We start from the raw sequence: 17,034 nt of genomic DNA, 5'->3' as shown, positions 1-17,034 counted from the left end.
TTAACCTTAACGTTATTTTTTTTGAAAGTAGGTAGTTTTATCTTTGGAGGTGGGCTAGTAATCATCCCTTTGTTAGAGTTTGAAGTAGTAAATCAATTTCATTGGTTAACCCGGAGCGAATTTATTGATGGTGTTGCTATTGGTGAATTTACTCCTGGACCTGTGGTGATTACGGCTGCTTTTGTTGGTTATAAGGTGGCTGGTGCAATGGGGGCTTTAACTGCTGCGATCGCCATTTTTACCCCATCATTTCTCTTCATTATGAGGGCTGCACCGCTTTTAGTTCGCATTCGTCAGAACCCCTGGATTCGCAGCTTTTTGAAAGGCGTTACTCCTGCGGTTTTGGGAGCGATCGCAGCTGCGGCCATTCCCCTAGCACAAACAGCTATCATCCAAGATACTCTGGCAAATTCCCTCTTAGCCGCGATGATCAGCATTCTGGCTTTAGTTGCTCTCATCCGCTTCAAACGTCCCACATGGCAGTTAGTTCCTGCTGGTGCAATTATTGGCTTAATCGTCGGCACTATTTAACGTAACGCGAACGTCCCTATTCCCCCTCTTCCCACACTCCCATCAACAAGGTTGACTTACTTTACCTATGAGTTCTGCGGGGTTCATGTTTTCGTAGTGTTCAAAGGGTTGATGAATCCAGGGGTTATCGGGTAGATAATCGACATAGTAATCTGGTTTGATGCTAGAACAGGCTTTATACCATAGTACAGCCGTGCGAATTTCTGCCACGGCGAAATTACTATTTTGCCTTAACCAAGGTATAGTTTGCTCAAGGGTGATTCCAGAATCTACCAAGTCATCAACTAGAAGAATGTGGGAACCTAACTTTTCTGTTGTCATTGTTAAGTGACGGGACAAGGTTAAATTGCCTCGTTCTTGCTTACCGACACCACTGTAAGACGATGTAGCTAAAATTGCCAAGGGCTGCTGATATATCCGGGAAATGATATCTCCCACTCGCAATCCACCTCTAGCAAGACAGACAATCTGGTTGAACTCCCAGCCTGATTGATACAGCGCTTCCGGCTATTATGCAATACAGTTTTCTCCTTGTCCCTCTCCTATCATAGCTTTCAGCTTTGGGGATGTACCTCATAGCTGCCGGAAGTGCTGTATATCTGAGCGGACAGGTGTTCAATTTTTTGGTGATAATCCGACCAAGAAACGTAAAGGTCTGGCATAAAGCAGGTACTTTTAAGTAATACTGATTTAAACTACAAGCTTTTTATTTTAGTATGAGCATGAGCGATTCTGTTGATGAGCCTGCCGGAATGAATCCAGAAAGCCCCAAGCTGGATTTAAAAACCAAACTAGCTTATGGGGCTGGGGATTTTGGCCCAGCAATTACTGGCAATATTTCCATATTTTTTCTCCTAGTTTTCTTTACCAATGTGGCTGGGATTCCGCCTGGTTTGGCTGGTAGCGTTTTAATGATTGGTAAAATTTGGGATGCCATCAACGATCCAATTATTGGGGTGTTGTCAGATAGAACTAAATCTCGTCAGTGGGGTCGTCGTTTGCCTTGGATGTTTTACGGGGCAATTCCCTTTGGCATTATCTTTTTCTTACAGTGGATTGTACCGCGTTTTAGTACCGACCAGAGTGGTAATATTTGGCCATTGTTTTGGTATTACGTAGCCATTGGGTTACTATCTCAGGTGTTTTACACCGTTGTCAGTTTGCCTTATACGGCAATGACTCCAGAATTAACTCAAGATTATGATGAACGGACTAGCCTGAATAGCTTTCGCTTCGCTTTTTCGATTAGTGGCAGTATTTTATCGTTAATTTTAGCGCAAATTATTTTTTCTCAGATTAGCGATCGCGAACAACAATATCTCGTTTTAGCCGCAATTTGTGCTGTAATTTCGGTTTTGTCCTTATATGTGTGTATTTTTGGAGTCCGCGATCGCGTCTTAGCTTTTGAAGCCAAACGCAACCAAATTGAACAACCTGCATCTATCCCCTTCTTTGAACAGCTAAAAATTGTCTTTAGCAATCGTCCTTATCTATTTGTTATTGGTATATATCTGTTTTCTTGGCTAGGGGTGCAGGTAACAGCCACCACTATTCCTTATTTTGTTATCAACTATATGCGTCTGAATGACTCAGATGTTCCCTCAGTGATGATTGCAGTTCAAGGAACAGCTTTGCTGATGTTATTTGTCTGGAGTGCTTTAAGCAAGAAAATTGGTAAAAAAGTGGTTTATTTTTTGGGAATGAGTTTATGGATTATCGCCGCAGGAGGACTGTTTTTTTTACAACCTGGTCAAATAGGTTTGATGTATCTCATGGCTGTGATGGCTGGTGTTGGGGTGTCTACAGCTTATCTGGTTCCTTGGTCACTGATTCCAGATGTCATTGATTTAGATGAACTCCAAACCGGACAACGCCGAGAAGGGATTTTTTATGGCTTTATGGTTTTGCTGCAAAAATTAGGTTTAGCTTTAGGAATATTTTTAGTAGGAAACGCTCTGCAAGCAGCCGGTTTTCAAGCAAGCATCCCAGGTCAAACTACGCTACCCATACAACCCGACTCCGCACTACTAGCTATCCGCTTTACTGTTGGTCCATTACCAACAATTTTCTTAATTTTTGGTTTATTTCTCACGTATTTTTACCCAATTACCCGTGAGATGCACGCAGAGATTATGATGAAACTCAAAGCACGTCAGGAAAATATAGAAATTTAATGATTAGACATCTCCGACAAAGAATATAGAGACGTTCTATAGAATGTCTCTAAAACGGTTCTGTGATCACGCATATTTTATTGTCCCTGAACGCTACAGATTTCGTGTGTATAGGCGCACCTTGCCAAAGGCTGTATTTCAGTCACCAAGTCTATCTGACAAAATTCGATTACCATAGCTGAGTATTAAAATATTTGGATTGTAAAAACTCTATGACTAAAGTTACATCGCAGGAAATTGCCCTATTTCGTTCTCAATTAGCTGATGACTCCAGTGCTATGGAAGCGCTGGACTTGATTGAAGATTGTGATGGAGATTTGGAAGATGCAGCCATGAGTCTGGCTATTCGGGCGGGACAAGAACCAGGTATGACAAATTCCGAGTGGTTGGACGCTATGGCCAGAAAATGGCGTGCGGTTATATGTGAACAAGATTATCGAGAAGATTTGCTGAATAACTCTTTGATAAGCATCATGGAACGGCTGAAAACAATGCCATCATTTCCTCAGACTTTGGCAACCCCAGTCCTAATATATATTCTCAAGCAAGGCGTGAAGGATTTTTGTGAGCCAATGGATTCACTCAAGTGATATCTGCTCCAAGAAAATGGGATAATAGGGAGATGCGAACAATAATTCTACATTTCCCGTACCACGGTAGTTACCCTTGTCTCCTCTACCCCGTTGATTTCTAAATCTCTGAAATTAGACACAAGATTGATTTGACTAGCACTGATAGGCTATTAAATAAGAACTTTTATCAAACAATTATTATTTAATCAATGAATTACGTTGTTGCCGTATTACCAGACCGTATCCAAGCTGAGGGCGCTTACTTAGCTCTAGAAGCAGAGGGCATTAAAAGTACTATCCTGGGTAGGGGTTATAAAACTGCTGACGAGTTTGGCTTGGTAGACCCCAAAGAACAAGCTCAAAAGCAAGCAAAACTGATGTCTTATTGGCTGATACCATTCGGCTTTTTTGCCGGTTGTGCTTTCAGCCTGGCTACAGGTTTAAATACCTTTGCTTGGGCTGGGGAAATTGGGAATCACATCGTTGGGGGATTGCTGGGCGCTGTTGGTGGTGCTATGGGTAGTGTGTTTGTTGGTGGTGGTGTTGGTTTAGTCCTGGGCGGTGGTGATGCTTTGCCCTACCGCAATCGTTTAGATATGGGAAAATACATAGTTGTGGTTCAGGTTTCTGAAGCTATTAGTCGCCAAGCAACTCGGATATTACGTAAATTTGAGCCAGAAAATATCCAGGGTTATGCTGATACAACCAACACATAGTAATTCAAAATTCAAAATTCAAAATTCAAAATATCTCCTGCGGAGACGCTGCGCGAACAAAATTTAAAATTTGGATAATGTTGCCAAGAGAAGAACTTTTAAAGGGTGTTGAAAATCGAGATAGTGTCGCTCGTGTCATTGATCAGGCTGAACAAGCTATCAAGACTTGGGAAGTTGTGTTGACTGATTTTTTGTCTCCGCCAGAATTGGCAGAAATTAACCGGGTTTTCAGTCGGTTAACAGATGTGCAATTAGTGGCCTGGGGTGGTTATCCCCAAGCAGAACGCCAAAGAATGGCGATCGCGCGTTCGGAACTTCCCCTAGAACAGTCTCAAGTTGACCTCGTAGCCCTGGAATTTGCTGGTAATTTTCTCTTTGATACTGCTACTCACCGCGACTTTTTGGGCGCAATGCTGGGGACAGGAATCGTCCGGGAAAAGACGGGAGATATTATTGTTCTAGGTGAACGGGGAGCGCAAGCAATTGTCGCCCCGGAGTTGGCGGAATTTTTAGAAATGAGTCTGCAACAGGTACGATCTGTGCCAGTGAAAACTCAGCGCATTGATATTAATGAGTTAAAAGTTCGGGAACCCAAGAAGAAGGAATTAACTACAGTCGAGGCTTCTTTACGGTTAGATGCGATCGCCTCGGCTGGTTTTGGGATGTCCCGCAGTAAAATGGTTAATTACATTGAAGGTGGTGATGTCCGCGTCAATTGGAAAGACGTTAGTCAAGCTAGTTCTCAAGTAAAATCAGGGGACTTAATCGCTATTCGGGGTAAAGGGCGTTTAGAAGTAGGAGAAATTGCTGTTACGAAAAAAGAACGTTACCGAGTTCAATTAACAAGATATATGTAGGGCTGGCTGAATAAATATAAAACCCAGATCAATACAACATTTTATTGCTGTGTGGGCGACATTAACAAGAGATCAACCAATTGCAAATGTGCCTCTACAACGGGGAGATTTTTCATAGCAAAGGCTTGCAAGTCTGGGTCTTGACCTAGCTGTAACTGACGAGTATGAATAATTAAATTTTCCATGTGTCCGTTCACTCCAGCTTCATTGATATATGCTTGGTCAAAGTTTTCTCCAGAAAGTTCTGATAGTTGCGCTTTTAAGGCTTGATATTTAGCGCCAATATTGCTTGGTAAAGTCATTCCTTTTTGTTCAGCCAATTGCATTAATTCCTGATTCAAAGGTGTATGATCTTGAATCATTTGTTGGGCATATTGTTTGATATTTTCGTTATCTGACTTTTCTAGTGCCAGTTCTGCCATTTCAATTTCTGCCATTCCAGCTTGCGCGGCTTCTTGGATATATATTCTATCAATCTCACTTAGGCTATCTTGTGAGTTATTAGCCCCCAATGTTGTAGATATATAAGGTGTCGCTCTTTGATTAGTGTAGGCATAGTTAGTAATTGCTATAGCTTTGTCTGTTAAAGGTATTGCGGTACTAACTCCCAAAATTCCAATCAGATAAGTTAATTTTTTCGCCAATTTGCTAGGAAATAGATTCATTTTTGTAACTTTCCTATATAGCATTAATTTTTATTTATTGTGAGCCTGAGAAGAATCATAAATGCCCAAATTCTTAATACTGTGATTGTGTAATATTGCTTCAGCACTATGAATTTCTTCATCTGTGCCATTGAGGATGAGTAAATAATAACTTTGCTGGAGGCGATCGCTATAAATTCTGGCTTGGTTTTCGGGTATTCCTAAATCAATCAGCGCTTGCACTAAATTCTGATTTGCTACTACTCCCACAGCAACACCCGCTATACTAGCAATTAGAGCCACACCTACAGATCCTGCTGCCAGCAAAGTTCCTAAACCGGGAATTGCTAAACTACTCAAACCAACTAGCGCACTACCCCACGTAGCGGCTGTAAGTGTTTCACCTACTGGACTTGTGGCGTTAACACTTTGCTCACCAAGGCGATCGCTTATCCGTGTCTCACCCAGGCGTTCGTCTGGTTCTACATCTTTAGCAAGAATAGAAACTTGCGCCATCGGAAAGCCTGACGCTTTCAATTCATTAATTGCTTGCTCTACTTCTTGATGTCTGACAAATACTCCTACTGCATATTTATTATTTTTATTAACCATGTTTTCCTAATTCGTAATTAGCAGCAAAATTCACATCTTCTTGAAATTTGTAATAATTGCTCATGCAATTAATGAAGATATTAAAAAAACTATTCTTTATTGATATTGTCTATATTTTTAAAATTTGGGATTTATTACCAAACACTCAAAACCTGGAAAAAATTGAGTTTTATACTTCACACTCAGCCCTTTGCTCTATAACTTAAAGTCAAGTAAACAATTCCTGTTTACGAGCCACAGCATATACTCAAAAAAATACATACTGCGGCTCTGAATGCTTTAATCTTGTTCAGAACCAGGCTGACCGGGTTGCTCTGAATCACCAGGCTGATCGGGTTGCTCTGACTCACCAGGCTGACCGGGTTGCTCTGACTCACCAGGTTTACTTGGCTGTGTTCCGGGAGCAGTATCATTTGTGGGTGGTACTGCTTGAGAGTGTATGGTGTCAGTAGTATACTTGGTTAAATTGGTTAATGCGAATGCCGGAACACTCATCAAAGTACTCACACTTGCTACTCCCACCAGGCTAGTAAGTATTTTGAAAAAACTTGTATTCTTGTTTGTTTTCATTGTTATTTCCTGAGATTACAGCAACAAATCTGTAGATATTGCCAAATAATTTGAGGTAAACTGCACAAAATCTTGCCGTATTCCCAACTGTAATTAACTATTATTCAGATAGGAATACTCAACTTGATTTTTGCCTTTATTCTTCAACATTAATTCTATTGAACTTTTAACACTTCTGTCTAAAGCATAAGATCATGTTAAAGATGAAAGTGATAACAAACACAACATTTTTATAATTGAACTTTATTTTATCTAATTACTATAATCCACAGTAATTTATCGGTAAATTGTGAACATAAATACACCAGAACTATCTAATAATCTTGGTATTTAACTCCTTGGCTATTTGCTTTTATCAATCAGATATAATCGCTGATTTATTTACGCAATATAAATCATATAGGACTCTTAGCCCTTATTTGTTTTTTCCCCAGCACATTCATCTCAAAAACTTAAGTTTTACAGTGTTTTTGGGTAAGTCATACTTGTAACCGATGGCAAATAAGACAAAAAGCTGCTCAAATAAAAGTTGGTGTTGTTTATAATGGAGTAATGACAGACCACGTTTTGATACTTGGTGGTAGAGGGCGAATCGGTAGTCATGTTGCCGCAGATTTAGCCACCCACACACAGGCACAAATTACCATTACTGGACGTTCCCCAGAGACAGGGCATAGCTTCGGCTTGCCTTTGGGTAAGAAAGTTGAATTTTTAGTTTTGGACTTGGCAGAAGTCGATAAATTAACAGAGGCGATCGCTAATTCCAATTTAGTTATCCATTGTGCTGGTCCCTTTCACTACCGAGATGCCAATGTTCTCAAAATTTGCATTGAACAAGGTGTTAACTATATAGATGTCAGTGATCATCGTTCTTATACTAGCAAAGCTCTAAATTATCACGAACAAGCTGTTGCAGCTGGTGTCACAGCAATCATCAATACTGGTATTTTTCCCGGAATCTCTAACAGCATGGTACGTCAGTGTGCCGAGCAATTTGATCAGCCAGAAAAAATACATTTAAGTTATTTAGTTTCTGGTTCTGGTGGTGCAGGAATTACAGTCATGCGGACAACTTTTTTAGGATTGCAATATCCTTTTGAAGCGTGGGTGGATAAGAAATGGCAAAAAATTCAGCCTTATAGTCAAAGAGAAGTCATTGATTTTCCTTCTCCATATCGCCGCAGTGGTGTTTACTGGTTTGATATGCCAGAAACCTTTACAATGCCCCACACCTTCCCATCAGTTAAAACTGTAATTACCAAATTTGGCTCTATTCCCGACTTTTATAACCACCTGACTTGGATAGCTGCACATATATTTCCTAAATGGTTAATACAGCGCCGTTACATGATTGAATTTTTGTCGCGTGTCAGCCATTTGATGACAGATTTCACCAACAATTTTAGCGGCATTGGTGTAGCGGTACGTTCAGAAGTTACGGGTAAAAAAAATGGTGAAACAGCCGTTTATTGTTCTACATTAGTACATGAAAATACAGCAGTAGCTTCTGGCTGTGGTGCAGGTAGTATTGCCCAACTCATATTAGAGGGCAAACTTAAAAAACCTGGTGTTTCGCCTGTAGAAGAAGCACTACCAACAGATTTATTTATCCAAGCTATGCAAAACCGAGGAATTCAGATAAATCACAATTGGATTCAAAGCAACTTTGTCGGTCAACAACAAATCTAAAAAAAACCCATTCCCCATTGTGGATGCTGAAAATGACTAACTCTGATGACTTTGACGACGATGATTTTGATTTTGATGACGAAGAGGTATTTCAAACTAAGCGCATTAGCCAAATGACTGAAGGGGAGAGGTTACAGCGCTTTAAGAGATTTTTCGACAGCAGTAGTCGTGCTATGTTGCAAAATTGCCTCTTTCGCATCATCAACGACGCAGATGGTAAAGGTACTTTAGAGATTCTTTGCCCTAATGAAGCTGTCAAACAACGCTTATACAGAAAAAAACGCAAAATTACCAATAATATCAACACTTGTTGGAGCCATATTCGCTGGTTCTCACTGTGTATCGAGCAAGATGGTAAATTATATTGTCAGAAGTATACCCGTAACGGTGACTTAGTGACAGATGAGATTAATTCGTAATTCGTAATTCGTAATTCGTAATTCGTAATTCGTAATGCTCCCTTTGGGAGAGCTTCGCTAACGTAATTCGTAATTGAGAGAATCAAATTTTCCTGCGATTTTCCAGTTTATTGGGCAATAAGCCAAAAAAATGCCCATTTTTAATATCCCATGCCTCATTTACTATGTTCCATGCCTAAAAAACAAAAATTTCCTCACTTAGTTGGTTCTAAGTGGACAACACAGCAAAAAATAGATGGCTGGCGACACTTCCAAGTAGTCAATCGGAAAAATCAGAGTAAGTGGGTGTATGCCGAAATGGTTGCAGCTTGTGACCCTAATGTACGCTTTTGGTTAAATGCAAAATTGTTACAAGATAACTCTCAGTGGCAAGCTGGTTGGCAATCTCTACAGGAAATTGAAGCACTAGAACCTTGAAATATCAGGCAATTTTTTAAAATTAATAATTTATTACAAACAAATTACCAACGAATCAAAAGTCTAACTGAGATAGTCATTTCCCATGACTTGGGTTTGCCAATATACCTGCGATTGAAATTTTTAGTCTGATTTTCAGCTTGGGATCGCGAATCTTGATCTTCAACTTTCAAACTCAGACCATTTTACCGGGGATCAGTCTGCTTAAAGGTGGTCTAAATCAATGAAATCTATATACAAAAGTACATACAGTTATTTTGTCTTTTGTAACTCTTTTATTAAATAATGTAATTAAAAACTATATTTATCGTTTCTTAAAACGAAAGTAGAGTATTTTGGGGTTAAAAAATCGAACATAATCTTTTTAAATTCTTAAGAAACCGAATTTAGGCGTTTTTCAGATTTAAACCCCCTTCCCTTTCTGTGTAATTTCGACAATAATGGCAATCACACAGATCAGACATCGCTATGTGCGGCTAGGTGAAGGCAAAAGCTTGAGCCACGAGTTTGACAAAAAATTATAAGAGGCAAACAAAAGTGAAACTAGCAGTTTACGGAAAAGGTGGTATTGGTAAATCCACAACTAGCTGTAATATCTCCGTCGCCCTAGCCAAACGCGGCAAGAAAGTTCTGCAAATTGGTTGTGACCCCAAACACGACAGTACCTTTACTCTCACAGGTTTTTTAATTCCCACAATCATTGACACCCTCCAAGAAAAGGACTATCACTACGAAGATGTTTGGCCAGAAGACGTAATTTACAAAGGTTATGGCGGTGTAGATTGTGTAGAAGCAGGTGGACCACCCGCAGGTGCAGGCTGTGGGGGCTACGTAGTTGGTGAAACCGTAAAATTACTGAAAGAACTCAACGCTTTTGATGAGTACGATGTGATTTTGTTTGATGTATTAGGTGACGTTGTTTGTGGTGGTTTCGCAGCCCCACTCAACTATGCTGATTATTGCATGATTGTTACTGACAATGGCTTTGATGCCTTGTTTGCTGCCAATCGGATTGCCGCATCAGTACGGGAAAAAGCCAGAACTCACCCACTACGTTTAGCTGGTTTAATTGGCAACCGCACCTCCAAACGGGATTTGATAGATAAATATATAGAAACTGTTCCTATGCCAGTTTTGGAAGTCTTGCCTTTAATAGAAGACATCCGTATTTCCCGTGTGAAGGGTAAAACTTTGTTTGAAATGGCAGAACATGATCCTTCTCTGAGCTACGTTTGCGACTATTACCTCAACATCGCTGACCAAATTCTGGCACGTCCAGAAGGCGTAGTGCCAAATGATACTCCAGACCGTGAATTATTCTCTTTGTTGTCTGATTTTTATCTAAATCCGGGTAAACCCCAGGTTCCTAATTCAGAAGAGGCACTAGACTTGATGATTGTATAACAACATCAATATTCAGGATGAGGAAAAAATATGGCTTTCTTTAATAGCTTTACAGATGCGATCAGACAGAAGTGGTTACAATTCTTTCAAGCAAACCGTGAATGGATTACTCTGCACATGAAAGCAGAGTCAGTTTATACTCCTGATGGCGGAAAAAGACCACCTTCATACCTCATCCTGGGCGTTGTCAACGCGCTGGAACCAAAACTGGCACAGTTAATGATGCCCTTTTCTCGGCTAAATCCTGACGCTGATACTCTAATTGAAGTGCTAGATTTGCATTTTGACCCAGATATTGCTCTGGGTAATCGTTTCATTCCTCCATTCGAAACAGAAGAAGCTGAAGAGATAAATCAATACGAATCAGCCGATACTGTCGAGAGCGTAGAGGAAAATACTGAAGAAGGAACTCTAGCCATGTCTTATACAAATGGCTTTGAGATGGATTCTGACCTGCAAAATCTAGTAGTCGATGAGTCCCAGTTAAATGAAAATGAACTGGGTGATGAGTTTAAAGAAACACTCAGTATGGATGCAGATGATTTTGGCGAGATTTCTTTTGATGCACCCACTGCCTCAGAAGAAAAGCTGGATGACCAAATGCTGGAGGATCTGAATACACCAGACGAGAACGCCTTTAAAGACGTATTGTCAGATGTTTGGGGTGATGAAACAGCACTGCAAAGTAGTGAAGAAAATAACGATTTATTAGGGGAAGAACTGCCATCAGGAGTTTTTGATGAATCAGAGATTGCCCGTCTCTTCCCCAACGCTTAATTATTGCCGTTCCTGTTGAATATAGGGACTGTTAACTGGTCTTATGTGCCACACACTAGGGTATTTAGGGGGAAAATTGACATCCCCCTCGTATCTGCCCTATATTCACCTGCCATTAAATCTCAAGGGGAGAAAAATTAAAATGACTATCGCTCAACAACCAGAAGCTTTAAACTTTGAGTGTGAAACTGGTAATTACCACACCTTCTGTCCAATTAGCTGCGTGGCGTGGTTGTACCAAAAAATCGAAGATAGCTTCTTTTTGGTAATTGGTACGAAGACTTGTGGGTATTTCCTGCAAAATGCGATGGGGGTAATGATTTTTGCTGAACCTCGCTATGCAATGGCAGAGTTGGAAGAGGGAGATATTTCGGCACAGCTGAATGATTATGAAGAGTTAAAGCGGTTGTGTTTGCAAATTAAGCGCGATCGCAACCCTAGTGTTATTGTCTGGATTGGGACTTGCACCACAGAAATTATTAAAACTGATTTGGAAGGTTTAGCACCGAAGTTAGAATCAGATATTGGCATACCTATTGTTGTTGCCCGTGCAAATGGTCTAGATTACGCCTTTACACAGGGGGAAGACACTGTTTTGGCTGCAATGGCTCATCGTTGTCCTACTCAGGCTCCTGCGGCGGAAACAGAAACGGAAAAGAGCGATCGCAACGCCATTCAAAAGCTGCTAAACTTCGGCAAAAAGAAAGAAGAAGTGATCCAAGAGGAATCCGAGTATGTGGATCATCCGCCTTTAGTTCTCTTCGGCTCTCTTCCTGACCCTGTTGTAACTCAGTTAACTTTAGAACTGAAGAAGCAAGGAATTAGAGTTTCCGGCTGGCTACCTGCAAAGCGCTTCACTGAATTGCCAGTAATTGAAGAAGGGTATTATGTCGCTGGTGTCAACCCCTTTCTCAGTCGGACTGCGACTACCTTAATGCGTCGCCGCAAATGTAAACTAATTGGCGCACCTTTCCCCATTGGCCCTGATGGAACTCGCGCCTGGGTGGAGAAGATTTGCTCTGTATTTGGTATTACTCCCAAAGGTTTGGATGAACGCGAAGCTCAAATTTGGGAAAACGTGGAAGATTACGTCAAACTGATTCGCGGTAAGTCTGTATTTTTCATGGGTGATAACTTGCTGGAAATCTCCCAAGCGCGGTTCTTGGTACGCTGTGGGATGACAGTTCAAGAAATCGGCATTCCCTACATGGATAAGCGCTATCAAGCTGCTGAGTTGGCGTTGTTAGAAAAGACTTGTCATGAAATGGGTGTACCTCTGCCCAGAATTGTGGAAAAGCCGGATAATTACAATCAACTGCAACGGATTTATGAATCAAAGCCAGATTTGGTAATTACTGGTATGGCTCATGCTAATCCTTTGGAAGCTAGAGGGATTAATACGAAGTGGTCTGTGGAGTTTACCTTTGCTCAAATTCACGGTTTTACTAACACTCGTGACATTCTGGAGTTAGTGACTCGTCCGTTACGTCGGAATAACAATTTACAGGATATGGGTTGGGATAAGTTGGTGAAAGAAGAAGCGAAGATTTAGTAATATGGAGTGGGGTGAATGATGCTAACCCCACTCTCTGTTATTCCGGTATAAGTGAGGTTTTCTATGAGCAATACTATATCTTTTCAAGAAATAATTGGATACGTTGAAGCTCTTTCTCAAGAAGACCAAGATTTATTACTAGAACTAATTCAAAAAAGAAGAGTTGAAAAACGACGCTCAGAAATAGCTAATCATGCGGTGCAAACATTAACAGCAATTGACGCAGGAACAGCTAAAAAAGGTACGGTAGGAGATTTATGGGCTGATTTAACTGGAGATGAATGAAACTTTTAGTTTGGGATACCAGTTTTAAGAGAGCTTTTAAGCGAGTTATTCGTAAAAATCCCCAATTAGAAGGGAAAATATTTGAAATATTAGAATTACTAGCGTCTGATATATTTAACCCTGTGTTGAAATCTCATAAATTGAGCGGTCAGTTAGAAGGTTTATGGGCTTGTTCAGTGGCTTATGACTGCCGAATTATCTATACATTAAAACAAGCTGAGGATACACAAGAGGAGATAATTGTGTTGGTTGATATCGGTAGCCACGATGAGGTTTATTAAAGTTTGGGCTTGAATCGATTAACACCATAACAGGATGATGATTAGGCGCAGTTCGTCGTTGCGATCGCTTTAATTCCAGGTAACTATGTTTTAGAATTATAATACAACTGATTACACAAACAAAGATGATATCTATCAACCTAGATCGAGAAACAGAAATCTATCTAGCAGAAATTATTACTCAAGAGAATATTACCTCCGAAGAACTGCTAAAACAACTAATTTATCAACATTGGCAAACTATAAAACCTCGTCAAACCCTAGCTCAAAGACGAGGAAAACATCCAGAAAACCTCTTACAAGATGCTGCTCCTGATTTATCATTACGAGAAAATCGTAAAAATATCGTTGCAGAGCATTATACAAATAATCAAATATCTAACTCTGTTTGAGTAACTTTTACTTCTTTTTGTTTTTCAGCACTTTTAACAACTTCATAACTTAAACGAATATTTAATCTTTGTTGGTTTTCAATAATATCCTTAACTGTGACAATCTGAATCTTATCAAAACTATGAGTACTATAGTATTTACTCTGATAAAATCCAGCAGCTTTTGCCGTTTTTAGCATCTCTCTACTGGGAGTTTCTAAAGTTATAAATATTCCTATTTTAGCATCTTGTAGGGTCATTGTTCCTTGTAAATCTCGGATGTCTCCTGATTTGACTTTCCCAGATTTTACTTGAAAAATAATTTTTTCTGGTTCATCTTTATCACCCTGAAAGTAAGCAATTCCGTCTATGCCTTTATCTGCACCTTTTTTAGTGTTAATAACTGCTCTGTTGTTAGTGTAAGTTAAAATTGCCCATTTTTCAAATTCTTTACGTGTGCGATCATCTGCTTTATTCGCCAATGCTGTTGCACTTTCCATATCTTTAGGAATACCATGCAGATTGATAGTTTCTAGAACACCAGCACCAAAGCTCTCTTCTAATCTTCTTAAAATTAAGCTAATACTTTGATAAGTAATATCAATTCCTATCCATTGTCGGTCTAATCTTTGGGAAACAGCAACGGTTGTACCACATCCACAATAAGCATCTAATATTACATCATCTTCGTTAGAACTGGCTTTAATTATTCTTTCTAATAGTGCTTCTGGTTTCTGTGTTGGATAACCTAAACGTTCTTTTGCGGCTTGATTAATAAATGGAATTTCAATCCAATCTTTAGCTAAAACACCATCTGATTCATCTAAATATTGACGATAAGTATATTCACATTCATATCCTAAAGGAATATCTGTTTTTCTTCTTAAATTACCTGCTTCCAGAACATTACGCCCACGCAATCTAAATCTTCTACCATTTTCGTCAACATACTTGAATTTTTTCTTAGTTACTTCTGAATATTCATCCGTTATTAAGTCGTAATTAAAGATATGTTTATCTGCTCTCTTGCAATATAAAAAAATAACATCGTGTTTTTTGTTAAAATATCTTTTTGAAAGGCAACGTTCGCCATAACACCAGATAATTTCATTTAAAAAATCACCTCCCTGAGAACAAAAAACAGCATCTAATATTAATTTTAAATAATGACTAGCAGTAGGATCACAATGTAAATAAAAACTACCCGTAGGTTTTAAAACCCGATGAATCTCAGTTATTCTTAAAGTCATACTCACTAAATAAGCAAGTAAACTTCCTTTTCCTAAAACCTTACTTAATCCTGAAATTAAATCAATACATTGCTGAGTGAATAAACCATGATAATTAGTAATAATTTCATCTAGTCCATGAATAGCGTGATCATCCCATTCCCAAGTATCGATAAATGCTTGAGCTTGGGCTTTGTCCTCTGAACCAATATTATTATATATTTGATTATAATTGCGTTTAGAATTAAAAGGTGGATCAATATAACATAAGTCAACAGACTCATCTTTAATGTAACGTCTTAATACTTCTAAATTATCGCCATAATAAAGTTGATTAACCATTATCTCTATCAAATAACCTTGCTTGATTTAACCCTGCTTAATCGCTTTTATACTTAAAGTGCTTTTTGTCATAGCAGAAAATAAATGATATTCCCTGATATTTTATTAAGAAGCATTAAGAAAATACCTGATAAAACCTGATTATCTGGAAGCAAATTGAGTTATAATGCCTGAAAGTGCTGCATTGTATAAGTTTTATGAATGTTACAGAAATTTTACAAATTGTAGATAAATTGGTATTTACTGAAACAGATAAGCATTTAGATGATTTGCAAAAAAAGATTATTGAAGAGGTGTTTAAAGGTAAAACTTATCAGCAAATAGCAGAAATTTATGATTATGATGAAGGTTATATTGGTGATGAAAGTCGGAAGTTATTTAAAATATTATCCGAACGATTAGATGAAAATATTAATAAATCTAATTTTTGTTGGACTATAGAAAGAGTTACAAATTCTAATAGAATTATTAGTTTTGAAAATAATAATATCAGTTTGTGTCCTAATTATGAACAATCAAATCAAAAACCCTCTCAACAAAATAATCATGTAGATACTGTTGATAATTCTAAAAAATCTCAATATGACTTAACTTTAGCACCTAAAATAACTTATTTTCAGGGAAGAGAACAAGAACTAAAATTATTATATGACTGGACATTAAAAGAGAACATTCCTCTAATAGCTATCTTAGGATTAAGAGGAATTGGTAAAACTACGCTAGTGAAAAGATTTGTTGATCTCAATTTGCAAAGATTTGAGTTAATTATCTGGAAAAATCTGAAAATATATCAATCTTCTTTCAATCAATTTTTGCATGAAACTATTACAGAATATTCAGAAAATATCAAACCGACATTGCCGGAAAAATCCCTAATATACCAATTTTCTGAGTTGTTGCGCCAGAAAAAATGTTTAATTATTTTTGATGATGTACAAACTATGTTTACTGGTGGTGAATTTGCTGGTAAATATCAAGATAAATACCAGGATTATCAAGAATTTTTACAGCTAATCACAGAATTAGAACATCAAAGTAATATTATTTTAATTAGTCAAGAACAACCTCCAGGAATTAATTGTCTAAACCAGGAATTATGGCAAATTGAATCTTTCGATAAATGTTTAGAATTATCAGAGTTAGATAATATTGAAATTCTCAAAAATATGGGTTTAAAATCAGATTCAGAAGATGATTTTTTTAAATTAATAAAACTATATACAGGTAATTCGATTTATTTAAAAGATGTTGCTAGTTTAATCATAAATTTATTTGCTGGTAATATTAGTGAATTTTTAGCAGAAAATAGTCTAATAATTACAAAAAATATTAATCTTTATTTGAGTGAATTATTTAACAGATTATCACCTATCGAACAGGAAATAGTCTGGGAAATTAGTAAATATGAAAACCCGTTATCTAGAGAGGATTTAAGGCAAAATTTATCACTCTCCTCAACAGATTTGATAAATGGCTTACAATCATTATGCCAGCGTTACGTGATTAAAAAACAGGCATTAGATAAAGTTATGTTTACTTTAGATCCAGTTTTTCTCAAGTATTTACATAGCCGACTGATTTAAAAAATA

Annotated in this window: 19 protein-coding genes and 1 pseudogene; 15 read left to right on the top strand and 5 right to left on the bottom strand. The window is 38.3% G+C overall.

The window, feature by feature from the left end:
• A partial coding sequence (locus VB654_RS21215) for a chromate transporter (RefSeq protein ID WP_323215781.1) occupies positions 1-531 on the top strand: 531 nt, incomplete at its 5' end.
• 42 nt (positions 532-573) lie between these two features.
• Here VB654_RS21215 and VB654_RS21210 read toward each other — a convergent pair.
• Positions 574-1,193: pseudogene (locus VB654_RS21210) on the bottom strand (phosphoribosyltransferase).
• A gap of 60 nt (positions 1,194-1,253) precedes the next feature.
• On the opposite strand from VB654_RS21210, the gene VB654_RS21205 reads away from it, so the two are divergent.
• From VB654_RS21205 to VB654_RS21190, 4 genes are all read left to right on the top strand, one after another.
• Positions 1,254-2,705, top strand: a complete 1,452-nt coding sequence (locus VB654_RS21205) for an MFS transporter (RefSeq protein WP_323215780.1) — start codon at positions 1,254-1,256, stop codon at positions 2,703-2,705.
• A 212-nt stretch (positions 2,706-2,917) separates the two neighbouring features.
• Complete coding sequence (locus tag VB654_RS21200; protein WP_323215779.1) at positions 2,918-3,295, top strand: hypothetical protein; 378 nt, start codon at positions 2,918-2,920, stop codon at positions 3,293-3,295.
• 191 nt (positions 3,296-3,486) lie between these two features.
• A complete protein-coding gene (locus VB654_RS21195; RefSeq protein WP_323215778.1) occupies positions 3,487-3,993 on the top strand; it encodes a hypothetical protein in 507 nt (168 codons plus the stop codon).
• Positions 3,994-4,070: 77 nt separating this feature from the next.
• Entirely contained in the window at positions 4,071-4,850 is a 780-nt protein-coding gene (locus VB654_RS21190) for a photosystem II S4 domain protein (RefSeq protein ID WP_323215777.1), read from the top strand.
• A 41-nt stretch (positions 4,851-4,891) separates the two neighbouring features.
• Here the strand turns inward: VB654_RS21190 and VB654_RS21185 are convergent, their stop codons facing one another.
• From VB654_RS21185 to VB654_RS21175, 3 genes are all read right to left on the bottom strand, one after another.
• On the bottom strand, positions 4,892-5,515 hold the full coding sequence (locus tag VB654_RS21185) for a DUF4142 domain-containing protein (RefSeq protein WP_323215776.1): 624 nt from the start codon (positions 5,513-5,515) through the stop codon (positions 4,892-4,894).
• Between the two features lie 30 nt (positions 5,516-5,545).
• Entirely contained in the window at positions 5,546-6,106 is a 561-nt protein-coding gene (locus VB654_RS21180; RefSeq protein WP_323215775.1) for a general stress protein, read from the bottom strand.
• A 279-nt stretch (positions 6,107-6,385) separates the two neighbouring features.
• A complete protein-coding gene (locus VB654_RS21175; protein ID WP_323215774.1) occupies positions 6,386-6,676 on the bottom strand; it encodes a hypothetical protein in 291 nt (96 codons plus the stop codon).
• Positions 6,677-7,228: 552 nt separating this feature from the next.
• On the opposite strand from VB654_RS21175, the gene VB654_RS21170 reads away from it, so the two are divergent.
• From VB654_RS21170 to VB654_RS21130, 9 genes are all read left to right on the top strand, one after another.
• A complete protein-coding gene (locus VB654_RS21170) occupies positions 7,229-8,365 on the top strand; it encodes a saccharopine dehydrogenase family protein (RefSeq protein WP_323215773.1) in 1,137 nt (378 codons plus the stop codon).
• Between the two features lie 32 nt (positions 8,366-8,397).
• Complete coding sequence (locus VB654_RS21165) at positions 8,398-8,784, top strand: hypothetical protein (protein ID WP_323215772.1); 387 nt, start codon at positions 8,398-8,400, stop codon at positions 8,782-8,784.
• A 171-nt stretch (positions 8,785-8,955) separates the two neighbouring features.
• Complete coding sequence (locus VB654_RS21160) at positions 8,956-9,201, top strand: TIGR02450 family Trp-rich protein (RefSeq protein ID WP_323215771.1); 246 nt, start codon at positions 8,956-8,958, stop codon at positions 9,199-9,201.
• A gap of 537 nt (positions 9,202-9,738) precedes the next feature.
• Positions 9,739-10,605, top strand: coding sequence for a ferredoxin:protochlorophyllide reductase (ATP-dependent) iron-sulfur ATP-binding protein (bchL, locus tag VB654_RS21155; protein ID WP_323215770.1), 867 nt, complete (start codon positions 9,739-9,741; stop codon positions 10,603-10,605).
• Between the two features lie 30 nt (positions 10,606-10,635).
• On the top strand, positions 10,636-11,382 hold the full coding sequence (locus tag VB654_RS21150; protein WP_323215769.1) for a DUF5331 domain-containing protein: 747 nt from the start codon (positions 10,636-10,638) through the stop codon (positions 11,380-11,382).
• Between the two features lie 142 nt (positions 11,383-11,524).
• On the top strand, positions 11,525-12,934 hold the full coding sequence (locus tag VB654_RS21145; RefSeq protein WP_323215768.1) for a ferredoxin:protochlorophyllide reductase (ATP-dependent) subunit N: 1,410 nt from the start codon (positions 11,525-11,527) through the stop codon (positions 12,932-12,934).
• A 66-nt stretch (positions 12,935-13,000) separates the two neighbouring features.
• Positions 13,001-13,222: a hypothetical protein gene (locus tag VB654_RS21140; RefSeq protein WP_323215767.1), complete on the top strand. Its 222-nt coding sequence runs from the start codon at positions 13,001-13,003 to the stop codon at positions 13,220-13,222.
• Positions 13,219-13,503 carry a type II toxin-antitoxin system mRNA interferase toxin, RelE/StbE family gene (locus VB654_RS21135; protein WP_323215766.1) on the top strand — a complete coding sequence of 95 codons (285 nt, stop codon included), beginning with the start codon at positions 13,219-13,221 and terminating at the stop codon, positions 13,501-13,503. Before VB654_RS21140 ends, VB654_RS21135 begins: the two co-directional genes overlap by 4 nt.
• 125 nt (positions 13,504-13,628) lie before the next feature.
• Positions 13,629-13,895 (top strand): hypothetical protein, encoded by a 267-nt coding sequence (locus VB654_RS21130; RefSeq protein WP_323215765.1) that lies wholly within the window; start codon positions 13,629-13,631, stop codon positions 13,893-13,895.
• Here the strand turns inward: VB654_RS21130 and VB654_RS21125 are convergent.
• On the bottom strand, positions 13,874-15,445 hold the full coding sequence (locus VB654_RS21125; protein WP_323215764.1) for a DNA methyltransferase: 1,572 nt from the start codon (positions 15,443-15,445) through the stop codon (positions 13,874-13,876). The two genes, VB654_RS21130 and VB654_RS21125, sit on opposite strands and share 22 nt — an antisense overlap.
• 197 nt (positions 15,446-15,642) lie before the next feature.
• On the opposite strand from VB654_RS21125, the gene VB654_RS21120 reads away from it, so the two are divergent.
• On the top strand, positions 15,643-17,028 hold the full coding sequence (locus VB654_RS21120; protein ID WP_323215763.1) for an AAA family ATPase: 1,386 nt from the start codon (positions 15,643-15,645) through the stop codon (positions 17,026-17,028).
• Positions 17,029-17,034 lie beyond the last annotated feature (6 nt).

Source organism: Nodularia sp. UHCC 0506 (assembly GCF_034931045.1).
Classification (GTDB): Bacteria; Cyanobacteriota; Cyanobacteriia; order Cyanobacteriales; family Nostocaceae; genus Nodularia.
Note: the sequence above shows the minus strand (reverse complement) of the source record. Positions and strands in the feature narration are given on the sequence as shown.

What these genes read in the sequence shown, in the direction of transcription:
- VB654_RS21205 (WP_323215780.1), top strand. Translation starts at nt 1,254, where the DNA reads ATGAGCGATTCTGTTGATGAGCCTGCCGGAATGAATCCAGAAAGCCCC.
- VB654_RS21200 (WP_323215779.1), top strand. Translation starts at nt 2,918, where the DNA reads ATGACTAAAGTTACATCGCAGGAAATTGCCCTATTTCGTTCTCAATTA.
- VB654_RS21195 (WP_323215778.1), top strand. Translation starts at nt 3,487, where the DNA reads ATGAATTACGTTGTTGCCGTATTACCAGACCGTATCCAAGCTGAGGGC.
- VB654_RS21190 (WP_323215777.1), top strand. Translation starts at nt 4,071, where the DNA reads ATGTTGCCAAGAGAAGAACTTTTAAAGGGTGTTGAAAATCGAGATAGT.
- VB654_RS21185 (WP_323215776.1), bottom strand. Translation starts at nt 5,515, where the DNA reads ATGAATCTATTTCCTAGCAAATTGGCGAAAAAATTAACTTATCTGATT.
- VB654_RS21180 (WP_323215775.1), bottom strand. Translation starts at nt 6,106, where the DNA reads ATGGTTAATAAAAATAATAAATATGCAGTAGGAGTATTTGTCAGACAT.
- VB654_RS21175 (WP_323215774.1), bottom strand. Translation starts at nt 6,676, where the DNA reads ATGAAAACAAACAAGAATACAAGTTTTTTCAAAATACTTACTAGCCTG.
- VB654_RS21170 (WP_323215773.1), top strand. Translation starts at nt 7,229, where the DNA reads ATGACAGACCACGTTTTGATACTTGGTGGTAGAGGGCGAATCGGTAGT.
- VB654_RS21165 (WP_323215772.1), top strand. Translation starts at nt 8,398, where the DNA reads ATGACTAACTCTGATGACTTTGACGACGATGATTTTGATTTTGATGAC.
- VB654_RS21160 (WP_323215771.1), top strand. Translation starts at nt 8,956, where the DNA reads ATGCCTAAAAAACAAAAATTTCCTCACTTAGTTGGTTCTAAGTGGACA.
- VB654_RS21150 (WP_323215769.1), top strand. Translation starts at nt 10,636, where the DNA reads ATGGCTTTCTTTAATAGCTTTACAGATGCGATCAGACAGAAGTGGTTA.
- VB654_RS21145 (WP_323215768.1), top strand. Translation starts at nt 11,525, where the DNA reads ATGACTATCGCTCAACAACCAGAAGCTTTAAACTTTGAGTGTGAAACT.
- VB654_RS21140 (WP_323215767.1), top strand. Translation starts at nt 13,001, where the DNA reads ATGAGCAATACTATATCTTTTCAAGAAATAATTGGATACGTTGAAGCT.
- VB654_RS21135 (WP_323215766.1), top strand. Translation starts at nt 13,219, where the DNA reads ATGAAACTTTTAGTTTGGGATACCAGTTTTAAGAGAGCTTTTAAGCGA.
- VB654_RS21130 (WP_323215765.1), top strand. Translation starts at nt 13,629, where the DNA reads ATGATATCTATCAACCTAGATCGAGAAACAGAAATCTATCTAGCAGAA.
- VB654_RS21125 (WP_323215764.1), bottom strand. Translation starts at nt 15,445, where the DNA reads ATGGTTAATCAACTTTATTATGGCGATAATTTAGAAGTATTAAGACGT.
- VB654_RS21120 (WP_323215763.1), top strand. Translation starts at nt 15,643, where the DNA reads ATGAATGTTACAGAAATTTTACAAATTGTAGATAAATTGGTATTTACT.